Source organism: Shewanella sp. Iso12 (assembly GCF_012030025.1).
Taxonomy (GTDB): Bacteria; Pseudomonadota; Gammaproteobacteria; order Enterobacterales; family Shewanellaceae; genus Shewanella; species Shewanella algae.
Genome location: NZ_JAAUHW010000002.1, coordinates 256,508 through 276,381, shown reverse-complemented (window position 1 = coordinate 276,381; position 19,874 = coordinate 256,508). Strand labels below are relative to the sequence as shown.

Below are 19,874 nucleotides of genomic sequence, written 5' to 3'. Positions count from 1 at the left end.
GTGAGAACCCGGACTCAGGTTTGGCTTTGGATCTAGCTTTGGCTTTTGTTTAGTTCAGCCTCAGCGCTTGCGCCGTAACAAGCCAAGAGACAATAGCGCCAGCAGACTCCAGCCGAGCGAACCACCCGAGTCTGACTCCTCCAGCGGCGGCTCTGGAGGGCTCACAGGGTCAACCCCATCGGACTCCACCTTCAGCATAAAGCTGGTGCTGGCGGCATCGCCACTGTTGAGGCTATCACGCACAGTTACCGTGACCAGAGTTTCACCGTGGAAATCTGCCTCCGGGATCAAGTTGAAGCTGTCGCCGTTAATCTCGGCGCTGATGTGCTCACCACTGACCTCCAATAGATTCGGCACTTTATCGGCATCGATATAGGTCACGGCAATACCGTCTATGCGGCCATTTTCGGCAACACTCATGTCACTGAGTGGCGCCAGCTGGATATTGCCTTTAACCGCAATCTGATGGCTCAAAGTGCCCGGCTCGCCGCCTTCGAGATCGTAATTAAGCGTCATGGCAAGCGCCTTCCCGGTAGCGCCGGGTTGAATCGCCGCCTTGAAGCTCAGCTCGACCCGGCTCTGCTCAGGCCCTGTGTAATCAAAGCAGATCACCAGATCGTCCTTAAGCAAGGTATCCAGGTTATCGAAGCCCAGCATCTCATAAAGATAGCCATTCTTCGGCCCCGCGCCGCTGGACCAGGTACTGTCAAAGCCTTCGACAAACACAGCCCCGTCGGCCACATCGGCCCCCAGGTTCTGGTAGGCATAGATGATCTCGTACATGCCGGGATGATCGTCGATACCGCTGCGCAGTATGGTCTGGAAGTCAAACTCCTGGCCTGTCTGGCGGTCGGTAACATTATCAAACTCGAGGAACAACAAGTCCCCCAAATCCGGACGCTCTTCCTTGTACTGAGTGGCTATGGTCAAGCCCCAAGGCTCTTCCCAATGGCGGCGGTACTTCATCTCAAAACTGCCACGCCAGAAGGGGGCCAGCGCCTCGTAGAGGAAACCAGGGCCGCGGTGCGCGCCCATATACCAGTAGGCAGTGTTAAACTGCAACGCGCCCACAGTATGCATCCGCATATAACCGGCATTGGCCTGGTTGTATACCTTGAACTCGGCGCCCTCTTTATAGAACAGCCAATCGATAGGCACATCGACACTGGCTTGAGAGTCGCCGGCCAACCAGTCGGCGTTGGGCTGCATGCCAAACTCGCCGAAGAGATCTATGTAGCCACCGGTGGAGTACTCATCAATCATAGGCGTGCGACACATGGCATCGTTGAGGTTGGTACTGACCTTGTATTGCCGCTCCACCAATCGAGTGCTGGGCTGCTGGCCTGTCAGCGTCAGGCCGCTTTCATCGGCAACAATCGCTTCGGCAACCGCAGGATTATTGCTCTTGATGGTCGCCGGTGCCAAACGCATGCCTTCGGGTAACTTGAGCTGCAACTCATAGTTACGATCGCGGGATTCCAGGTTGGCCGCCAGTTTAACGGTAACATCCACCACATCTTCGCTCAGCGCCTTGTCCTGACTGACTGACCAGCTTACGGCATCCTCGCCGCGGCGGATATTGAGGGCACTGAAACCGAAAGAACCTTCAGCGCCGGGGCCGGCACCGAGATCCATACCGCCATAGAAGACATCCCCTTGCTTGGCATCGGGAATATTCCAGTTGAGGGTCAACTGATAGTCACCATTGCCATCATGCGACGCCGGACCATCCAGGCTCAACATACCGAAATCGTCATCGGCCATGATCACCGCATGGCCGGTCACAGCTTCCACTTCCCCCTTGCCATAGGCCATGGCGGTGGCAAACCAATAGGTACCGGGGGCCGGGTTTTCCAGACTACAGAGGTTGTGCTCGGCTTGGCTGGAAGAGAAACACACCAGCTCGGCATCGTATTCTGCCTTGAGCGCCCTGTCATCCTGCTCCATCTCCTCTTGCGAAGGGATAAAGCCGTTATTGCCGTTGGCATCCCGCCCCAGGATCACAAAGGGGAACACCCCTGAATAACGGGGGTTCATCTCCTCAAGCGTGCTGGTGCGCTTGGCGCTCTGCACTTCCACCACCAAACGCTTGGCGCCTTCGGGAACCGTGACGGTTTGAATATCCCAGCCCTTCTCTATGTATTCCAGATCAAGGAATGGCGCCACGGCTTCCAGAGTGGCAGTTTTTAGCTCAGGCTGCACCGGGCCGTAGAAACGAGGCGTCAGTTGAGCATAGGCCGAGGTATTCATCTTCAGGGTTTCACTGCCCTGAGCCCGGCTGATCTCCAGGTCCATGGATACCGGCATCTGATCAGCCTTACTGGCCACGACTACCGGCATATGCAACTCAGGGGAAGTGCCTGACGCTTCAGTGAGTCTGAGCTCACCGTTGAAGAATGCGTCCTTGTTTTGTACCTGCTGCCAAGGCGCTCCCGGCTCACCCGGATTGACGTTGGACTCAATCAACGGCGGCACTTTGGCCTTGATCACCAGAGTCTGACTTTCGCCTTTGGCCAGGGTAAAGTTCTCGGGAGAAACACTGAGCTCAAAGCCCTGCTCCTTACCCAAAGCCTCGGCACTCCAACTGCCGTCACGGGTGGCAGTAACTGTGCGCATCCAGCTGCAGCTTTGCTCACAGGCCATTTCCACCATGGAAGGCAAGTTGAGCCAATTGACTATCCCGCCGTTCTCCGGATTGGCATTGCGGTAATTTTCTATGGTCTCATCCATCACCAGGCCGGTATCGGCCGCACGGGCAACATTAATGGCGCCGGCGCCGGCCATAAAGTGATAGAAAGGCTCCAGCAACTCATAACCTGTGTTGAGATACACAGGCCCGGCAGTCATCATCAGCGCCGACTGCACTTCGGCCGGGGTCCACTCGGGATGCAGCTGCATCAGCAGCGTCATGGCACCTGTCACATGAGGCGCCGCCATTGAGGTGCCGCTCATAAAGGTCCAGTCGGAGGCATCCGGCGCGCCGGTAAAGGGTTGATCATCGGCGTTGGCAGCGTAAATCTGTACCCCGGGAGCAGTGAGATCCGGCACCAGGGTGTTGTTGGTGCGGCTCGGGCCCATTGAGCTGAAAGGCGCCAGGTTATTGGCCAGGGCATCATCAAACAGATACTCGTTGCTGAAGTCCGAGATAGTCGCTATGGCCGTGCCGGGATCACTGTATCTAACCCAGTTTTTCAGCTTGTATCGGTCGCTCTGCTTGACCTGGATCCCAGGGATCACAAAGCTGTCGGCCACCAGATTGTCGACCTGATAGTCCACGTTTTGCAGAATAAAACCACCGGCGCCGCCGGCCGCCACATTCTTGGCCTTATCCACTCTGGGAATGTCACCGCGCTCACAGATGACTATCTGGTCATCGCGGAAGGTTCCGGCGGGGAAAGGTACGTTACAGGAGGCGGCGTTGAAATCATCGCTGGGGTCAGGGTCGGCATAGTTTTCAGCCAGCACCACTTCGCCGGTAATGCCGCCGGAGAAGCTCTTGCCCACAATAGGCTCGGACGGGCGATAGCGTTCGTTACCGCCGAAATTGTCGATATGCTTGTTACCGGCTTCCAGCACCCTGTCGTGGGTGGTGGCGCCAACTGTCGTCACCCAGGGAGAGCTGTGATCCGCACTCCAATAAGCACCGGCATTACCGGCGGCGACAGCCACAGAAATTCCCGCCTCACGGGCGGCCAGAAACGCCAGTTCCATAGGGTCGGCCCAGGGCAAAGATTCGGCACCACCGATGGAGAAGTTTATCGCATCGACTCCGTCGGCAATGGCATCTTCAAAGGCCGCCAAAATCGCCGACTCGGGACAACCGGCATAGGGATCACCACCGTTGCCGGGCCAACACACCTGGTAAGAGATGATATGCGCCCGCGGCGCGACACCGCTGGTAGCCGGGAAGTTAAAGGGCACATTGACCCCATCACTGGTGGCATCACCGGTTGCAGCCTGCAAAGGCGTATTGTCCAGATGGTTACCTGCTACTGTGCTGGCAGTGTGGGAGCCATGGCCGTTATAGTCCTCACCATTGGCCGGGCGCAACATGACAGGTGTGCCCCAGGGGTTGGCCTGAAATTCCGGCGCCCCGTAAACATCTGTAATCTCGGGGTAGGAATGTACCCCCACCAGTTTGTTGTTACACAACTCAGGGCTGGCGACACAATCACCGGTAAACTTGTTGCTGCCGAGCGGGTTCAAACGCACATAGTCTTGATCCTCGGCAAAGGCCGGATGATCTGTGTTAACCCCGGTATCTATGATCCCGACTAACATGCCCTCGCCCTTGGCGGCCAGGCCTGTACTCGGGTCCTGGCCAAGCCAGATTCGGTCAGCACCGATAAACTCAGGCCCTCTGTCGGTACGCAGTTGGAAAATGCGGTTGGGGGTTATCCGTTTGACGCCGCTCTGACGGGCAAGAATTTTGGCATCTTCCTGAGTCATCTCCACCACCATGGCATTGCTGGCAATGGTGAAGCGCTGTTTCAACTGCAGATTGGCACCGGCCTGACGGGCGCGATTTACGAAACTGTCCTGACGCTTTTCCAGGAAACGGCTGTAAGCCCTGGCATCAGTCGTATTGACACTGACCCGACCTTTAGCGATCAGCGAGCGATTTTTCGGTGCCTTGGTGGCCGCCAGCCCGGAAATACTGCCGTCGTAGGTTGCCAGAGGTTCTTCGTTAAGCTGCACTATATAGCTCTGAACGCCGCTGACAGATGGATCCGGCTGAAATATCTGTTCCGGCGTCCGCTGGCGCAATACCTGGTTGAGCACACCCGGCTGACCGGCATAGATGTCGCCTTCAAGGCTCGCCTTACGAGCCTTGTCTGCCGCCAACACCTGTTCTTTGGTAAAACTCGGCTGATAGAAATTGCCTTTGCCCACGGGTTGCATCTGAACCTGGGCGGTGGCGCTCATCATGCCCCCGAAATAGAGCGCGGTCAGACTGGCCAACGCCGTCTGCCGGAACCGCGTTCCAAGTTGATTATTTGTTATAGTCATAGGTCCTCTTTAAGACTCTTGCTTTCAATTACGCAGAAAATCTGCCCTCCAGATATAACAAACAAAAACAAACAATTTCGTAGCATTTGGTAACGTTGCAATTACATGCGGATTTATGGGATGCTGACGACACCTGCAGCTTTCTTTCAGCACTTTTGGGTTCCAAGCCTCTGATATGAAGGGTCAAATATGAAACTGACTTGGGTATTTGCTCTGCTGTTTCTGCTACAGCCATGGCTGGCTTGCGCCAACTGTAATCCAGCATCCCCTTCGACTTCTGAACCGGCAGTACCGCTGCATCTGACACTGACCAATGATCCCTGGCCCCCTTTTATTGAGGCCGATGGCAAAGCCGGTTTGGCACTGGAAATAGTTCAGAGCGCCCTGGCGGTTCATTGTTATCGCTTGCAGGTGGAGTTAAAGCCCTGGGCCCGGGCACTGAGGTCGGTAAAGGAGGCCAAAACCGATCTGCTGCTGGCCACCTGGCATACGCCGGAGCGAGAGCAAGTGCTGCTGTTTTCCGAGCCCTATCTGCAAAATCGCCAGCGTTTCATCAAGCGCCGTGGCGATCCCTTTGAATACACAGATCTCGACAGCCTCAAGGGGAAAAGAATCGGCGTGGTACGCGGATACAGCTATCAAACCGGTTTTCGCGCCGCGAGCGATTTTATTCGCGTGCCCAACAACAGTCTGGAGTCCAATCTGAAGATGTTGGCAGTGGGTCGTCTGGATTTGACTCTGGAGGATGAGATTGTCGCCACAGATACATTCTGGCGTCTGCAACAGGAAGATAGCTTCGACTTTACCGGTCCGCCACTGGATATCCGCAACCTGCACCTGAGCACCAGTCGCCTTCATCCCCATGGCGCTAAGTTGATAGCCGAGTTCAATCAAGGGCTGGAGACAATCAAAAAAAACGGCGAGTATGCCAAAATACTCGCCAAATATGGGGCAATTCTACAAGGACGCCAGGCGCCGCCAATACTGCATCTCGATGGCGCCATGGCTAAGCGGGTTAAGGGCACTCTGGCCGGGATACCCTGTTTCAGTCGAGAGTGGCCAGCATCTCATCCGAGTAATCCTGCAGGCTCTCGCCGCTGCGAACCTTGGCGATATAGTCAGGGTTAGCAATAAAGGGGCGGCCTATGGCGACCAGGTCAAAACGCCCGGCAGCAATCGCCTCGGCAGCCGTTTCCGGGCTGTAACCACCCACACCCACCAGATTTCCCTGGTAGTGACGGCGCATGTAGTCCGATACCCGGCCATCGAGGAAGTCAAAGCGCATGTTGTCGTCAAACATGCCCTCGTGCAGATAGGCCAATCGGCGTGAGCCAAGCTCGGCGAGCAGATAATCGAACACCTGACGATCACGGGGATCGACACTCATATTAAAGTATGCCCCGGGTGACAAACGTAGCGCCGTGCGATCTGCACCTATGGCGGCTATGGTGGCATCCACTACTTCCAGGGCAAAGCGGCTCATGTTTTCAGGCGTTTGGCCGTACTCATCTTCACGTCGGTTGCTGTCGTAATGCAGGAACTGATCAATGAGATAACCGTTGGCACCGTGGATCTCAACGCCATCGAAACCGGCCTCAATGGCGTTTTCTGCCGCCTTGGCGTAATCACGCACCAGTTCGGCAATCTCGGCCTTGCTGGCCGCCTTTGGGGTTTGGTAACTCAGCTCGCGCATTCTCGGCACTGTACCTTCAACGCCCACGGCAGATGGTGCCAACACATGTTCACCATTAAAGAAGTGCGGATGCGCGACCCTGCCTGTGTGCCACAGCTGGGCAAAAATCTTACCGCCCTTTTCATGCACGGCATCTGTCACCCGGCGCCAACCGGCAATCTGAGCCTGGGTGAAGAGCCCAGGAGTGTTGGGATAGCCCTGCCCATCCGGGCGAATGATGGTGGCTTCACTGATGATCAGCCCAGCCTCGGCTCGGCGGGCGTAGTAAGCCAACATGGCATCTGTCGGCACCAAATCGGCATCGGCCATACAACGGGTGAGCGGCGCCATCATAAAGCGGTTATTGAGTGTGATGCTGTCATTGAGACGATACTGTTCAAACAAGTTCTGGTACATGGTTCCTGCCCTTGGCGAGTTAACGGCTCAGTCACTGGCATTCGCCTTATTCAGAGCCTGAGGAGCTGAGCCCCTATTTGAATGTTCGTTCAAGATAAAGATTGTTGAATGATCATTCAAGCCTTTTTTGAACAAATATTCAAATTGCAGTAAACTCGGCGCATCACAGTGGGAAATCATCTTATGAGAAACGCCGAATTCGATCGCGAGAAAGTGCTGCGCAGCGCCATGAATGCCTTTATGGCCAAGGGTTACAGCAAGACGAGTATGCAGGATCTGACCCGGGCAACCGGCTTGCATCCGGGGTCTATCTATTGTGCCTTCGACAATAAGCACGGACTGTTTCTGGCGGCGATTGATCAGTACCATGCCGATCGCGAGCAGCAGCTGCAGGGCTTTTTCCCGGCCGAGGGTTCACGGCTCGAATGCCTGCGGCGTTATCTGGACAACATAGTCGGCGAGTGCCTCAGCTGTGATGCCAGCCAGGCCTGCCTTTTGGTCAAGGCCTTGAGCGAAGTGGGTGAGCAAGATCTGGCTGTACAACAGAGAGTGAGCCAACATCTACAGCAATGGCAAACGGCGTTGCAGCAGATACTGCAGCAGGCCCAGGTGCAAGGTGAACTGGCCGCCGATAAAGATCCGGCGCAACTGACCCGGTTTCTGATGATGGGTATTTATGGCCTGCGCACTTATGCCCATACTCACCCGAGCGCCGATGAACTCAGTGCCCTGGCCACAGAGCTGTATGAGCATCTGAGTCTCTGAGCCAGCCGCAAGCCTGGAGCGCCCAAGGCGCCTACGCACAGCATCACTGGGCCTTGAAGCCTATCCGAAAGCCACCCCAGTGTTTGCCCTTAACATAGATGGGCACAGAGAGATCGTGCATCACCTCACCCGTGTCACGCTTATAGGTCTGCAGCAGCACCGGCTCTGTGTGCTGGCCGCAGCGGATCCCAGTTGGGTCGTTGAACAATCTCTTGGTGCGGTTTTGCAGCATATCCCGCTCCCTATCACCGGTCAACGGCTGGCAAAAACGCTGATTGTGAGTCGGAAAGTAGCCCTTCTTATCGACCGCACCGGCGTAAATCACCTCCCGGTGACGCTCCAGTATCGGTTCCTGCAAGGCCGGAAAGTGCTTGTCGGTAAAACCGTCAAAGGCGGTGTTGTATTTGGGTGGCTCTGTCGCCGCTATCGGCCGATATTGCGGCGAAAACAACTGCTGCTCAGTAAACTTGCCTTCCGCCAACCCTTGCTCCAGCGCCTGGCCGCAAGCCTTGGCGGCCTGCTGCGCTTCTTTGAGAATAAGCTGATCGAAACTGCCGGTATCCCAATGCGAAAGCGCCCGGAACATTCCCTCTGTGGTCTGCGACAGCCCGAAGGCCTGACGGGAGATCTGCTCACTGCGACGACCTGTATCTGTCAGCGACTCGCTGATATGGGTAATGGCATTGGAAATATCCGCCGTAGTGCCGCGATATTCACGCAACGCGGCCTCAATCTGCTCCAACGCCTGCGCCGAGTCCTCGACACCCGAAGCGATACTGTCAAACCTCTGCTCCAGTGAATTCATGGCATCCACGGCGCCGGCCGTTTGGCTAACCACCTGATTCATTAGCTGTGAGGTGCCATCGGTCAGCTCTCTAATCTGGGTCAACATGGCGGCAATGTTTTGGGTAGCCTCTGCGGTCTTGGCCGCCAGACTGCGCACTTCATCGGCCACCACGGCAAAGCCTCTACCCGCCTCTCCGGCCCTGGCGGCTTCAATGGCGGCATTGAGCGCCAACAGATTGGTCTGAGCGGCAACACTGTCAATCACTTCGGTGATTTTGCCTATGGCATCGGCCTGCGCCTTGAGTTGTCCCACGCCGGAGGCGGCCTTGTCGACATCCTGACTCAAGGCTTCAACCGCACGAAAACCACTGGCGGCATACTGGCGCCCTTCCATGCTGACACTGCGGGATGCCTGTGCCTGATTGAGCACCACTTCGGCATGTTCGCTCAAAGCCACGGTGGTATGGCTCAGTTGACTGGCCGCCACGGCAATTTGCCCGGCTTGCTGACCGCTGGAGTCCAGAGTGAACTTGAGTTGGTCAACAAAGTGAGACACTTCGGCAGCGCCGATAGCGATACGGCTTGCATCCCGGCCCAGTTGCTGCGCCGCCTTTTCATCACCTGCGCCCTCACCGGATGTCTGCTTGGCGCCTTGGGCCACAGGGCGGGAAGCCCAGCGCAGCGCCAATACAGGGCCAATAAGCGCAAGACTCCATCCAAGCAGTGAAAGCAATAGATTGTCGGCACTTAAAGCCAGCAGAGCGCAACCCAGCGCCAGCGCGCCGAGCAGCAACCCTGCCAGCATAGGCAAAATACGGTTTTCCTCAGACATGCAGCCTCCCTTCCTATCCTTATTGTTGGTTTGTGCCAAACAAGGGATCCTTGAGTTTTTCAGCATAACCCAAAGCACGGCGCTCTGCCGAATTGGACATAAGTCTATAGTGAGGTAATGAGCTTCTTCGGCGGGAGACGGTAAGCATGATCAGGCGTGGCTTCACACTGCCGGCAGCCCAGCGGGCGGACAGGTGCATTTAGTGCGGGAAAGCTGCTAGAATCTGCCACTCTTTTTCAACGCATTGATGAGACATTGCAAAGATGGGCAGAGCATATCAAAACCGCAAGGAATCCATGGCCAAGACGGCCGCACAGAAAACCAAGGTCTACTCCCGTTACGGTAAAGAGATCTACGTGTGTGCCAAGGGTGGCGGTGTCGATCCCGACGGTAACCTGGCACTGCGGCGCCTGATTGAACGCGCCAAGAAAGATCAGGTACCGGCACACGTTATTGACCGGGCTATCGACAAGGCCAAAGGTGGTGGCGGTGAAGACTATGATACTGCCCGCTATGAGGGTTTCGGCCCGGGTAACTGCATGGTGATTGTCGACTGTCTGACCGACAACGGCAAGCGCACCTTCACCGAGGTTCGTCAGGCCTTTGTGAAGAATGATGCCAAGCTGGGTGGCCCAGGCACTGTGGCCCATATGTTCGATCACCAGGCGGTATTTGTCTTCCCCGGTGAAGATGATGAAGTGGTGCTCGAGGCCCTGATGATGGCAGATGTCGATGTTGCCGATGTCGAGTTGGAAGACGGCATGATCAGTGTCTACGCCCCCAACACCGAATTCTACAAGGCCAAGACGGCATTGCTGGAAGCCTTCCCCGAGGTCAACTTTGAGATGGAAGAGATCACTTTCGTACCACAGAACATGGTGGAAGTGTCCGGTGAAGATGTCGCCCAGTTCGACAAGTTTATTGCCGCACTGGAAGACTGTGATGACGTGCAAAATGTCTATCACAACGCCGAGATCATCGAATAAGACCAAGGCTTTGAAACATAAAAAGGGACCAGATGGTCCCTTTTTATTTCTACGTAAATGTTAATGCACTTGAATTAACGCAGTTCCATTTCCTGGATAATCTCGTGGGCAATTTCCGGGGTGGTCACCTCGGGTTTTTCATGAAGATCGGCCTTGAGTTGCCCCTTTCTGTGCTTGAGCGCCGCTTCCAGTTTTTTGCCTGCTTCGGCGATGGCCGGATACATGACTTCGTTCTTGCCGGAGGCCGCGACTGCCACCCCCTCGTAATTGGTTCGAATATCAACCTGATGTACGCCATGCTCTTTGGCAATGATGATGTCCAAGCCTAACAGGCTGGGGAAATGCTTGGCGATTTTGGAAAACTTCTCTTCGATATGGCTACGTACTGCTGCTGTGACTTCAACATGATGACCTGAAAGCTGAATTTTCATAGGTTTTCCTTTTTTCTGCTGATTCACTTATAGAGCTTGGGGCTTTCAGCGTAAAACACAAGGGCCAATGTTCAAATAAAGCTCGATCAGTGCCTCATTCTGCTCTTGTATGGTCAAAATTAATCCAGAGTTCATCTTGTTCCCTGTTTAGTGCTGTTTTTATCGCCGGTTATTGGCCTGTTTTAATTCAGTTCAGTATTTCCAGCCCCTTCTGTATCAAGTCAGCTGCCGGTTCGATACAGGCGTTATTTACAGGTAAAACACGAATGGTAATGTTTATCATTAATTATTATTAAGCTAGAATCAGCACATCTGTTTCCCTTGGTGGTCAATGACTATCCGCAGCAATCATGAAATCTCTATCTCTGTTACAGTTTCCCAGGCGCTATCCCCAAGCCCTGACCATTATCAGCCGGGCGCTGGCATCTATTGTTGGCGGTTATCTTATCGCGTCTTTGGCCTGTGCCCTGTTGGCTGTGAGCCTGCCTATGAGCCGTATCGACAGTACAGTGAGTGCCATGATGCTGTCTTTTCTGATCTACGCCATGGTGGTTATCAGGGTATTTTGCGTCAAACGCAGTTTGCGGGCCTGGCAAGAACTCCTGCTGCTGGCAGCCGCCTTGTTTGGCATGCTGAAACTGCTGGGGGTTTGAGATGAAAGACAGTTTTTTCCGAACCATGACCTGGCTCCACACCTGGGTGGGCCTGCTGGTATGTTGGGTGCTGCTACTGGTGTTTTTTGCCGGAACCCTGAGCTACTATCGCCATGAAATCAGCCTGTGGAATCAGCCCGAGCTACACAAGGAGGTGTTCCAATCCTACGATAACACCCGCCTTGCTGAGCAATTGAGTCAGGGTGAGGATTATCTCAGGCAGAATGCGGTCAACGCCCAGCGCTGGCTGATTGAATTCCCCACAGAGCGCCACCCCATGTTGAGTTATGGCTGGCAACAGCCGCCGGAGCCGGGGCAGCGCCGCGGCGCCTTCAGTGAACATCTAGTCAAGGCCGATAATAGCGGCTATGTGACTGAAGTGCGGGAGAGCCGCGGCGGTAACTTCTTTTACCGCCTGCATTTCGATCTGCACTATATCTCTGCCATCACGGCACGCTGGATTGTCGGTTTCTGCACCATGTTTATGTTGCTGGCGATCATCTCAGGAATAGTGATCCATAAGCGCATCTTCAAGGACTTCTTCAGCTTCCGTCCCGGCAAGGGTAGCCGTTCCTGGCTCGATGCCCATAATGTCAGTTCGGTACTGGCGCTGCCGTTTCATCTGATGATCACTTATACCGGGCTTATCACCCTGATGATCATCTATATGCCTTGGGGCATATTGGTCAACTATGACAGTGACCGCCGGGAATTTATCAATGAAGCCCGTCCCGGCAGCAGCTTTACCCGCATAGCTGCCGCCAATGAAGCCGCGCCTCAATTGCCACTGGCAAGCTTCCTGCCCAAGGTGCAGCAAACCTTTGCCGAACTGCCGCTCAAGTCGGTATCAGTGATCAACCCGGATGATGTCAACAGCCGGGTCATGGTCACTTTCAACACAGGCGAACAAGTCACAGAGCGGGAGCTGTTTATGGTGTTCAGCGGTACTGATGGCGAGCTTCTCTACAGCGCGGACAGTGACATCAGCGCCGCCAAGGCGACTCACGACGCCATGATGTCCTTGCACACAGCCCGTTTCTCCGGCCCCGCACTGCGGGGGCTCTTCTTCCTTCTGGGGCTGAGCGGCTGCGTGATGATAGCCAGCGGCACCTTGATGTGGGCGGTAAAGATTCGCCAGAAACAACAAAAAGCCATCGGTCAGGGCGCCAAGCCCAGCCTGGGTCTGCGCCTGGTGGAAACGCTGAACCTGATGTTTATCCTCGGTCTGCCCCTGGGTACAGTGGCCTTTTTCTATGCCAATCGCCTGCTGCCGGCCTCTTTGCCTGGCCGCAGTCAATGGGAGGTTCACAGCTTCTTTATTCTGCTGGTGATCAGTGGCCTGCTGGCTATCTGGCGCAGAGACAGAGCCATGTGGCGCGCTCAACTGGCGGTGCTGGCAGCCGCACTGGCGTTCTTGCCGCTGCTGAACGCCCTGACCTCGCCAGCCAACCTGCTGAGCAACCTCGCGGCCGGTCAGTGGCAATTGGCGGGATTTGATCTGCTGGCGCTGGCCTTCGCTGCCCTTGGCTTATTTGCCTTCAAGCGTTTGGGGAGGCAGCCAATGAAACAAACGGCCAGGGCCCAAAAACTTCAGGCGGTGCGCGGATGATGATTGCACTTATTGCGTTGACTTATCTCGCCTTTGGCCTGCTGGCCATATCCATGTTTGGTCATTTCCGTGAGGCCATGGGGCGCGCTCCCAAAACTCTGGAAAGCCGCCTGCTGTATGCGGGCGGTTGGTTGGCCCTGCTGGCAAGCTTTGTGCTTTGTGGCATGGGGTATGGCTGGGGTTATGGCAGCATACTGTTTTTCGGCCTGATGACGCTGGCTGCCCTGCCTGTGGTTTTGCAGCTCAGCTATCTCGGTCGCAGTATGCCTAAAGCGCTTATGTTGGCGCCGGTTGTTTTTGTTGTGGGTTGGTTTATCTAACCAATTTTGGCTCAAACTCTGCCATGAAAAAGCGCTGCAACAGCAGCGCTTTTTAGTGCGTATCTCAAAATAAAGCCAACAATCAGCGAGGATTTTTAGGACTCTTACAGCCTTTGCCCTTACAACCACCTGTGTCACCGCCACCGCCGGTACCACCGCCCGAGCAACCGTTGGCGGTCAGGTAATCCACTGCATCCTTGGCCTGCACCAGACCGTAACCCGTCTCATCATCACGGCCGGCAGCGCCGAGATCTTCGGCTGTGGCACGCAATGCCGCACGAATGTCACTGTTGCTGCACTGAGGGAAATGACTCCACACCAAGGCCGCAACCCCTGCCACATGAGGTGTCGCCATCGAAGTACCGTCGAAGTAAGCATAGTTACCCGCGCCGATATCAACGCTGGCATTGCTGCCAACTGCCGCCAACATGGCCGCACCATCAGTATCACTCACCCCAACAGACGGAATGGCGGTAACCACCTCACCCAGAGTCCCGTTTAAGGCCCCCGGCTCATTGTTGTAGATAATGGCCGCAACACCACCGCCATTTTCGCAGGCGAGCACCTTGTCGGAGAAGGCGATATTACCGCGTTGAATTAAACACACCTTACCGGCGGCATCACACTGGCTCTCACCTGTGCCGCAGTCCGCCAGAGTACCGGCGGCACTACCTGTAGGTGAGCCTTCCATACCTATGGCTTCGTAACCATTGCCGGCCACTGAGGCCGCAGCCACCAACGCAGTGCCCATAGGCACGGAGGAAAGCACGCCGACACCCGGGCCGGAGAGTTCAACCTGACTGGTACGTTGTGAGAAATCCGCATGCTGCTTGTTGGCATCCACTGCGGCAACCGACACCACAGAGTTATAAGATGCCGGATAAGAGTGACGGGTATTACCGTCGTTACCGGCGGCGGCAATACTCAGAATGCCGCGGCTGTCGGCAGCAGCAAAGGCGCTGTCCTCGGTGCGGCTCTTCAAGCTGCCACCCAGACTCATGTTGATTACCTTGGCGCCCGCCTGCTCACACTTGTCCAGTGCGGCAACCAGGCTGGATGAATAACCCCAGCCATCGGCATTAAACACCTTGATAATGTGCAAGTTAAGATTGCCGTTGGGGTTTACGCCAACCACACCAACCCCATTGTTGAGTGCGGCAATCGTCCCGGCCACATGGGTACCATGATGGTTTTCATCTGTGTACCAGTTGCCGGTACCGGGGTCATTGGTGCCATCGACATTGTTGCCCGACAGATCTTCATGGGCCAACTGGTAACCTGAGTCTATGATACAGACCTTCATATTACCGGTCTGGGCGTCACTGAGTTGGTCGGCCTGTACCATGGGAATACCGTAAGGCACTACCTGTGAAAGCGGGAAACGTTTCACATCCGCTTCGACATATTCCACGTTGGGATTGTTGGCCAGGCCCTTGAGAGCCTGAGCCGGGATGGAAAAGGCGGCGGCGTTGTGGACCGACAGATCCAGTTCCATTTTGGCGCCCATGGCCTTCATCTGCGCCATAGTGCTGGGGCCTTTCCCCTCCTTGAACTTAACGATGTAACGTTCGTTATCTGCAGCCTGTGCACCAACGCACAGCGCCAGGGTAACCGCTGCCGCGAGGGGCTTGTAAAATGCCTGCATAATGTTCTCCTGCAATTTGTCTTTGATCAGTATTTCGATCCATCTCGAAATATCATTTTTATTAACATTTGAAACATTGTGTTTACACACACTGTTGTTATAGCGCCGCCAGACGACAGATGCAAGACTAAAGTAGGTGGAATGACCAAAGAGATAAGACCAAAGCATTAAAGTTAAAAAACACAAATATTCAATTTAAAACAATTAGTTAATAAGAAACAGCTCTTGGGTTTACTGAGAAAAATCGAGCCGGGTGGAATCGTGATGACCTGTGGCAGACAAGGGTTTGGCAAATAGGCTATAGTGGCCGCTACTTTGCAAACCGTCTCAAGGAGCATCCAATTGAGTTTTCATCTGACCGTATCCTGGCAAACCAGCCCGGCGCCCGAGGGAGAGTTCAATCGCGATCATCAAATAGACTTTGGTACAGGCCAACAACTGCTGGCATCAGCAGCCCTCGAATACAAAGGCAATGAAGCCAAGGTCAATCCGGAAGAGAGTCTGCTGGCGGCATTATCGTCCTGCCATATGCTGACCTTCCTGACCATAGCTCACTTGAAGCGCTTACCGGTAGAGAGCTACCGGGATAACGCCACCGCAGAAATCGGCAAGAAGGAGTCTGGTAAAATTGCCGTGACCCGCATGAGCCTCAACCCTGAAGTCAGTTTTGCCGAAGGCACTGAGATAGATAGGGAAACGCTGGAAAAGATCCACGAAAAGGCGCATGCCAACTGCTTTATCGCCAACTCACTGGCGGCCGATACCGAAGTGGAAATTAATTTCTGAGCAATAAAAACGGGTGCTACCGGCCTGGGAACCACGTGGCCGATAACACCCTAACACCTGCACAGGGGATGCAAAATGCATCCCCTGTTTTTTATCACTGCTTACTTAATATCGTCCGCTTCACCCTTGGGAGGCATGGGGCGAGCATTCAATGCCGGTATGGGTTCGCGTACCAGTTCATCCTTGAGATAACTGATAGCCCGCTCGAGCTGGGCGTCTTTGCCTTTGAAGGTTGCCAGTGGCAGGTTGTCTACCTCGATATCCGGGCTGACACCTCGGCCTTCAAGCACCCAGCGACCATCGATGGCATACTGAGGATACTCGGCAACCCGAGCCATGCCCCAGTCGGTGAGGCTGTTGCGCCCCGAGAGCCAAACCCCGGCGCCCGCCGTCTGTTTACCCACCAAGGGCGCCAGTCCCAGCGCCTTTATGCCGGCAGAGAAGGTTTCACCATCAGAATAGGTCAACTGATCTGTCAGTACCACCAGGTGGCCGCGGAACGTCTGCTGCATGTTGACATAAGGCGCGCCTGTTGTGGGTTGCCAGAAGGCCCATGCCTTACGCAGCAGCTTTTCAATGATCCAGCTGTCGATATTACCGCCACGATTGCGGCGCACATCGATAACCAGGCCATCCTTGTCGTAGTTGGCGTAAAACTCGCGGGCAAAGCTCTCAATATCACCACTGCCCATGGCATACAGATGCAGATAACCTATCTTGCCATCGCTGGCCTTGGCCACCTTATCGGCATTGGCATTGACCCAATCGAGATACCTGAGTTTGGCATTGTCACGGTTGCTGATAGCCTGCACTATTACCTTGTGCTGCTTGCTGCCGCGCTTGAGTCCCAAAAGCACCTGTTTGTCGGCCTGATTACGCAGCATGGAGGTGAGCTGCGCCAGGGTAGCCAACTTACGGCCATTGATATGGGTGATGATGTCGCCATCACGGACATCGACCCCGGGGCGCGCCAGCGGTGAGGCCTGCATCGGCAATTCAGGGTCGGTGCGATAGATATGACTGACCTTGACACCATCTTTCACCTGACTCAGACGTGCACCCAGCTCGGCGGCCTTGGGCATGTCGGGATCCTTGGCAAAGTCACCGCCGCGCACTTGAGAGTGCAGCGCATCGAGCTCACCCATCATCTGAGTAAAGATGTCATTCAGCTCATGTCTGTCGGTGAGCCGGTCCAGCAATGGCTGATATTTGGCCTTGGCGGCTTGCCAATCGACACCGCGCATCTTCTTGTCGAAGAAGGAGTCTCTGTGCATCAGCCAGGCATCTTCAAAGATCTGTTGCCACTCCTGACGCGGTTGAATGGCGAGTTGCCACTGGGATGTTTGCACCACGGCATTGCTGAGATCGCCCGGCAGTTTGTCACCCACTGGCACTATCACCATCTCTTTGGGATTGCTCTGCTTACGCAGCAATACCTTGCTCTGATCGGCCGAGAGTTGATAATCGCGCACATCATCAGCGAAGGTTTCCAACTTGGGGCTCAAAGGGTCAAACTTCACCAGCTTGAGCGCCGACTGTTTGCCTGTGATATCCCTATCGAGCAGATAGAGGCCCGGGCCCAACACCTGCAGTTTCTGGTAATTGCCCGCCTCGATGGGGACTTGCCACAGCCGCGACTTCAGGCCTTTCCAATCCACTTTCAGCTTATCGTCAGCGGCCTTTTCATCACCGGCAGCAACGCCTTGCAGCTCGTTGGGACGTTGGAATGGGAAACGAGCATCCTGACTCAATGCCAGGGCAAATATTTGGCTACGCTTGTCAAATACGGGGCCCATGTTGCGATCGCCCCAAGGCGAAGAAGGGGTGGCCTGGAACTCACGGTTTGACAGGAAATAGAGCCACTGACCATCCGGGCTGAAGCTGGGCGAGAAAGACTCGTATTTGTCGCTGGTCAGCATCTCGCCCTTGGCGGATTCCAGCGAGTAAAGCATCACTTGGCTTCGTTGGGCACCGACTTCCGAGCGAGTCAAGGCCAGGAAGCGGCTATCCGGCGACCAACGGATATCGGCATAGGGGCCAAGACCTTCGTTGTTGGTCACTATCTTCTTGTTACTGCCGTCTTTGAGATCCAGCAACCATAAATTACCGGCATAGTCATCATGTGCCAAATAACGCCCATTGGGCGACAGCTCCAGGCTCATTCTCAATGTGTTGCCATCTTGGGTCAGCTGCTTGGCGCCAGCGCTGCCATCGGCGGGATAACGCCAGATCTCCTGCTCACCGGAAGCATCCGAGATGGCATAGACCCAACGGCCGTCATGACTCATCAGTGCGTTGCGCATTCTATGCTTGCCGTCCGAGTCCAGCTCTACCAGGCGGGAACCATCTGTAGTCGCCAGCGCCACATGGCTGCGGGCAGTGATGACCACCTTGTCTCCTGCCGGGGCCAGCCTGGCACTGGTGGCAAAATCGAGCGGATCTTTAACCCAATGTTCACGCCGCTCGGGGAAGTCGGAGGCCAGACGCAGATCCAGCTTCTGCTCCTGCCCGGAAGCCAGGTCCCACATGTGAATATCGGCGCCCAGCTGGAACACTATGCGCCCGCCGTCCAGATAGGGGCTGCGCACTTCGAAATCACGATATTGAGTCAACTGTTTAAGATCTGAGCCATCGCTGGCCATAGACCAGATGTTGGCATTGCCATCGGCATCCGAGACAAAATAGACCCGCCCCTGCCACAGCATGGGATGACGCAGAGAGCCCTGATGCTCTTTGCCCAGCCGCACGGCCTCTTTGTCCTGCCCCAGTTGATAACGCCACAGTTCGCCCATGGCACCGCCGCGGTACACCTTGGCATTATCCCCTGTGGTTTGCAGCCCAAAGCGGGTGAAGTAGACATACTCGCCTTGTGGGTCAACCACGCCTTCTATGGCATCGGCCAGCGGCAGATCACGGGTTGTCAGGGTATCCGGGTTTACCGAACGCAGCACCCAGTAATTCGCCGGCCCTTGGGCATTGTCTGTGGCATAGAGAATTTCGCCATTTGCGGTCCAGCCCTGCAGCCGTACCTGGCTGTTTTCGAAGCTGACGCGCTTGGCTATTCCGCCGCTCATGGGGATCACATAGACTTCCTGGGCACCGTCATAGTTGGCGGTAAACGCCAGCGATTTTCCATCGGCAGAGATCTTGGCATTCAACTCTTCGGCAGGCAGGCTGGTCAAACGGGCGGCCTTGTCCTGCCCGAGCTTCTGAGTCCAGATATCCCCTTCGGCAGTAAACACCAGGGTGTTGTCATGAATCGCTGGCGAACGGTAATAGCCTTGGCCCGCTTCTGCGGCGTAGGCGGCTGCACTGCCCAAAGTTCCCAATGCCAGCATACAGCAGGCCACGGAGTGACGAAGTTTCATGAATGCCTCTATCTCTGTTATTAGTCTGTTAGCGCGGTTTTGCGAGTCCAACAAGTTAGCAGAGAAAGCAGCGGGATTCAGCTGTTGCCGACGACAGAAGTTTTAGCAAATGTGTCGGCAGGCATACTGAAAAATCAAACTGATAGCGGCCAGCCGTGGGTAATTTTGCTCAAGGATTCATTCACATCGAACAGCCTTATGCGTATGTTGTGGGCGCCCATGGCCGCCACTCGTTGTGAGTGCATACAGGCGTAAGCTTCGGCGCTGGCTTCATCTTCAAACAGATAAATGCCACCGGCCTCGCCGCTGCGTGGGTTTTCGGTCCAGATTTTGGCAATGAAACCCGGCTCCCGGGTAATGGACTCGGCCAGAGGTTTGGCCTGCTCAGTCAGGGCATCGCCCATCATTTCGGCGGGAAATTCAAAATCAATTTGCAATAGAGTGGTCATTCAACCCTCCCCTTGGTTTGCGGATTAATGTCAGGGAAGATGCAAACAAGTCATAGGCCTTGAACGCCTGTCACTGTTTTAGCCGCTCTCTTTCAAGAGAGCGCCGTGAGGACCTTCCTGATAAAATCATAAAACTGCTGCGCGT

14 protein-coding genes are annotated in these 19,874 nt (G+C 55.2%); 7 read left to right on the top strand and 7 right to left on the bottom strand.

Features of this window, described 5'->3' with window-relative positions; genetic code table 11:
• Positions 1-60: 60 nt before the first annotated feature.
• Positions 61-5,010 carry a S8 family serine peptidase gene (locus tag HCX89_RS05185; protein ID WP_167715304.1) on the bottom strand — a complete coding sequence of 1,650 codons (4,950 nt, stop codon included), beginning with the start codon at positions 5,008-5,010 and terminating at the stop codon, positions 61-63.
• A 189-nt stretch (positions 5,011-5,199) separates the two neighbouring features.
• Here HCX89_RS05185 and HCX89_RS05180 point away from each other — a divergent pair, with 189 nt between their 5' ends.
• Positions 5,200-6,138 carry an ABC transporter substrate-binding protein gene (locus HCX89_RS05180; protein WP_052658093.1) on the top strand — a complete coding sequence of 313 codons (939 nt, stop codon included), beginning with the start codon at positions 5,200-5,202 and terminating at the stop codon, positions 6,136-6,138.
• Here HCX89_RS05180 and HCX89_RS05175 read toward each other — a convergent pair.
• Positions 6,056-7,099: an alkene reductase gene (locus HCX89_RS05175; RefSeq protein WP_167715302.1), complete on the bottom strand. Its 1,044-nt coding sequence runs from the start codon at positions 7,097-7,099 to the stop codon at positions 6,056-6,058. The two genes, HCX89_RS05180 and HCX89_RS05175, sit on opposite strands and share 83 nt — an antisense overlap.
• Positions 7,100-7,282: 183 nt before the next feature.
• Here HCX89_RS05175 and HCX89_RS05170 point away from each other — a divergent pair, with 183 nt between their 5' ends.
• Positions 7,283-7,864: a TetR/AcrR family transcriptional regulator gene (locus HCX89_RS05170; protein WP_167715299.1), complete on the top strand. Its 582-nt coding sequence runs from the start codon at positions 7,283-7,285 to the stop codon at positions 7,862-7,864.
• Between the two features lie 43 nt (positions 7,865-7,907).
• Here the strand turns inward: HCX89_RS05170 and HCX89_RS05165 are convergent, their stop codons facing one another.
• Positions 7,908-9,482, bottom strand: coding sequence for a methyl-accepting chemotaxis protein (locus tag HCX89_RS05165; RefSeq protein WP_254428353.1), 1,575 nt, complete (start codon positions 9,480-9,482; stop codon positions 7,908-7,910).
• A 263-nt stretch (positions 9,483-9,745) separates the two neighbouring features.
• On the opposite strand from HCX89_RS05165, the gene HCX89_RS05160 reads away from it, so the two are divergent.
• Positions 9,746-10,468 carry a YebC/PmpR family DNA-binding transcriptional regulator gene (locus HCX89_RS05160; RefSeq protein ID WP_025010927.1) on the top strand — a complete coding sequence of 241 codons (723 nt, stop codon included), beginning with the start codon at positions 9,746-9,748 and terminating at the stop codon, positions 10,466-10,468.
• A gap of 74 nt (positions 10,469-10,542) precedes the next feature.
• Here HCX89_RS05160 and raiA read toward each other — a convergent pair whose 3' ends face one another.
• Positions 10,543-10,899: a ribosome-associated translation inhibitor RaiA gene (raiA, locus tag HCX89_RS05155; RefSeq protein WP_025010928.1), complete on the bottom strand. Its 357-nt coding sequence runs from the start codon at positions 10,897-10,899 to the stop codon at positions 10,543-10,545.
• A 350-nt stretch (positions 10,900-11,249) separates the two neighbouring features.
• Here raiA and HCX89_RS05150 point away from each other — a divergent pair, with 350 nt between their 5' ends.
• The 3 genes from HCX89_RS05150 to HCX89_RS05140 are packed head-to-tail and all read left to right on the top strand — an operon-like array spanning position 11,250 to position 13,481.
• Entirely contained in the window at positions 11,250-11,552 is a 303-nt protein-coding gene (locus tag HCX89_RS05150; RefSeq protein ID WP_025010929.1) for a hypothetical protein, read from the top strand.
• Position 11,553: 1 nt separating this feature from the next.
• Positions 11,554-13,161: a PepSY domain-containing protein gene (locus HCX89_RS05145; protein WP_167715297.1), complete on the top strand. Its 1,608-nt coding sequence runs from the start codon at positions 11,554-11,556 to the stop codon at positions 13,159-13,161.
• Positions 13,158-13,481, top strand: coding sequence for a DUF3325 domain-containing protein (locus HCX89_RS05140; RefSeq protein ID WP_167715295.1), 324 nt, complete (start codon positions 13,158-13,160; stop codon positions 13,479-13,481). The genes HCX89_RS05145 and HCX89_RS05140 overlap by 4 nt, the downstream gene beginning before the upstream one ends.
• A gap of 82 nt (positions 13,482-13,563) precedes the next feature.
• Here the strand turns inward: HCX89_RS05140 and HCX89_RS05135 are convergent, their stop codons facing one another.
• Positions 13,564-15,126, bottom strand: a complete 1,563-nt coding sequence (locus tag HCX89_RS05135) for a S8 family serine peptidase (protein WP_167715293.1) — start codon at positions 15,124-15,126, stop codon at positions 13,564-13,566.
• Positions 15,127-15,468: 342 nt separating this feature from the next.
• On the opposite strand from HCX89_RS05135, the gene HCX89_RS05130 reads away from it, so the two are divergent.
• Positions 15,469-15,912 (top strand): OsmC family protein, encoded by a 444-nt coding sequence (locus HCX89_RS05130; RefSeq protein WP_045282626.1) that lies wholly within the window; start codon positions 15,469-15,471, stop codon positions 15,910-15,912.
• Positions 15,913-16,013: 101 nt separating this feature from the next.
• Here HCX89_RS05130 and HCX89_RS05125 read toward each other — a convergent pair whose 3' ends face one another.
• A complete protein-coding gene (locus HCX89_RS05125; RefSeq protein WP_071239224.1) occupies positions 16,014-19,280 on the bottom strand; it encodes a S41 family peptidase in 3,267 nt (1,088 codons plus the stop codon).
• A 134-nt stretch (positions 19,281-19,414) separates the two neighbouring features.
• Positions 19,415-19,729, bottom strand: coding sequence for a monooxygenase (locus HCX89_RS05120; RefSeq protein WP_025010933.1), 315 nt, complete (start codon positions 19,727-19,729; stop codon positions 19,415-19,417).
• Positions 19,730-19,874 lie beyond the last annotated feature (145 nt).

Bases quoted from the DNA above. Each gene is read 5' to 3' on its own strand.
- HCX89_RS05125 (WP_071239224.1), bottom strand. From the start codon at position 19,280: ATGAAACTTCGTCACTCCGTGGCCTGCTGTATGCTGGCATTGGGAACT.
- HCX89_RS05180 (WP_052658093.1), top strand. From the start codon at position 5,200: ATGAAACTGACTTGGGTATTTGCTCTGCTGTTTCTGCTACAGCCATGG.
- HCX89_RS05175 (WP_167715302.1), bottom strand. From the start codon at position 7,099: ATGTACCAGAACTTGTTTGAACAGTATCGTCTCAATGACAGCATCACA.
- HCX89_RS05170 (WP_167715299.1), top strand. From the start codon at position 7,283: ATGAGAAACGCCGAATTCGATCGCGAGAAAGTGCTGCGCAGCGCCATG.
- HCX89_RS05150 (WP_025010929.1), top strand. From the start codon at position 11,250: ATGAAATCTCTATCTCTGTTACAGTTTCCCAGGCGCTATCCCCAAGCC.
- HCX89_RS05165 (WP_254428353.1), bottom strand. From the start codon at position 9,482: ATGTCTGAGGAAAACCGTATTTTGCCTATGCTGGCAGGGTTGCTGCTC.
- HCX89_RS05120 (WP_025010933.1), bottom strand. From the start codon at position 19,729: ATGACCACTCTATTGCAAATTGATTTTGAATTTCCCGCCGAAATGATG.
- HCX89_RS05185 (WP_167715304.1), bottom strand. From the start codon at position 5,010: ATGACTATAACAAATAATCAACTTGGAACGCGGTTCCGGCAGACGGCG.
- HCX89_RS05135 (WP_167715293.1), bottom strand. From the start codon at position 15,126: ATGCAGGCATTTTACAAGCCCCTCGCGGCAGCGGTTACCCTGGCGCTG.
- HCX89_RS05145 (WP_167715297.1), top strand. From the start codon at position 11,554: ATGAAAGACAGTTTTTTCCGAACCATGACCTGGCTCCACACCTGGGTG.
- raiA (WP_025010928.1), bottom strand. From the start codon at position 10,899: ATGAAAATTCAGCTTTCAGGTCATCATGTTGAAGTCACAGCAGCAGTA.
- HCX89_RS05140 (WP_167715295.1), top strand. From the start codon at position 13,158: ATGATGATTGCACTTATTGCGTTGACTTATCTCGCCTTTGGCCTGCTG.
- HCX89_RS05160 (WP_025010927.1), top strand. From the start codon at position 9,746: ATGGGCAGAGCATATCAAAACCGCAAGGAATCCATGGCCAAGACGGCC.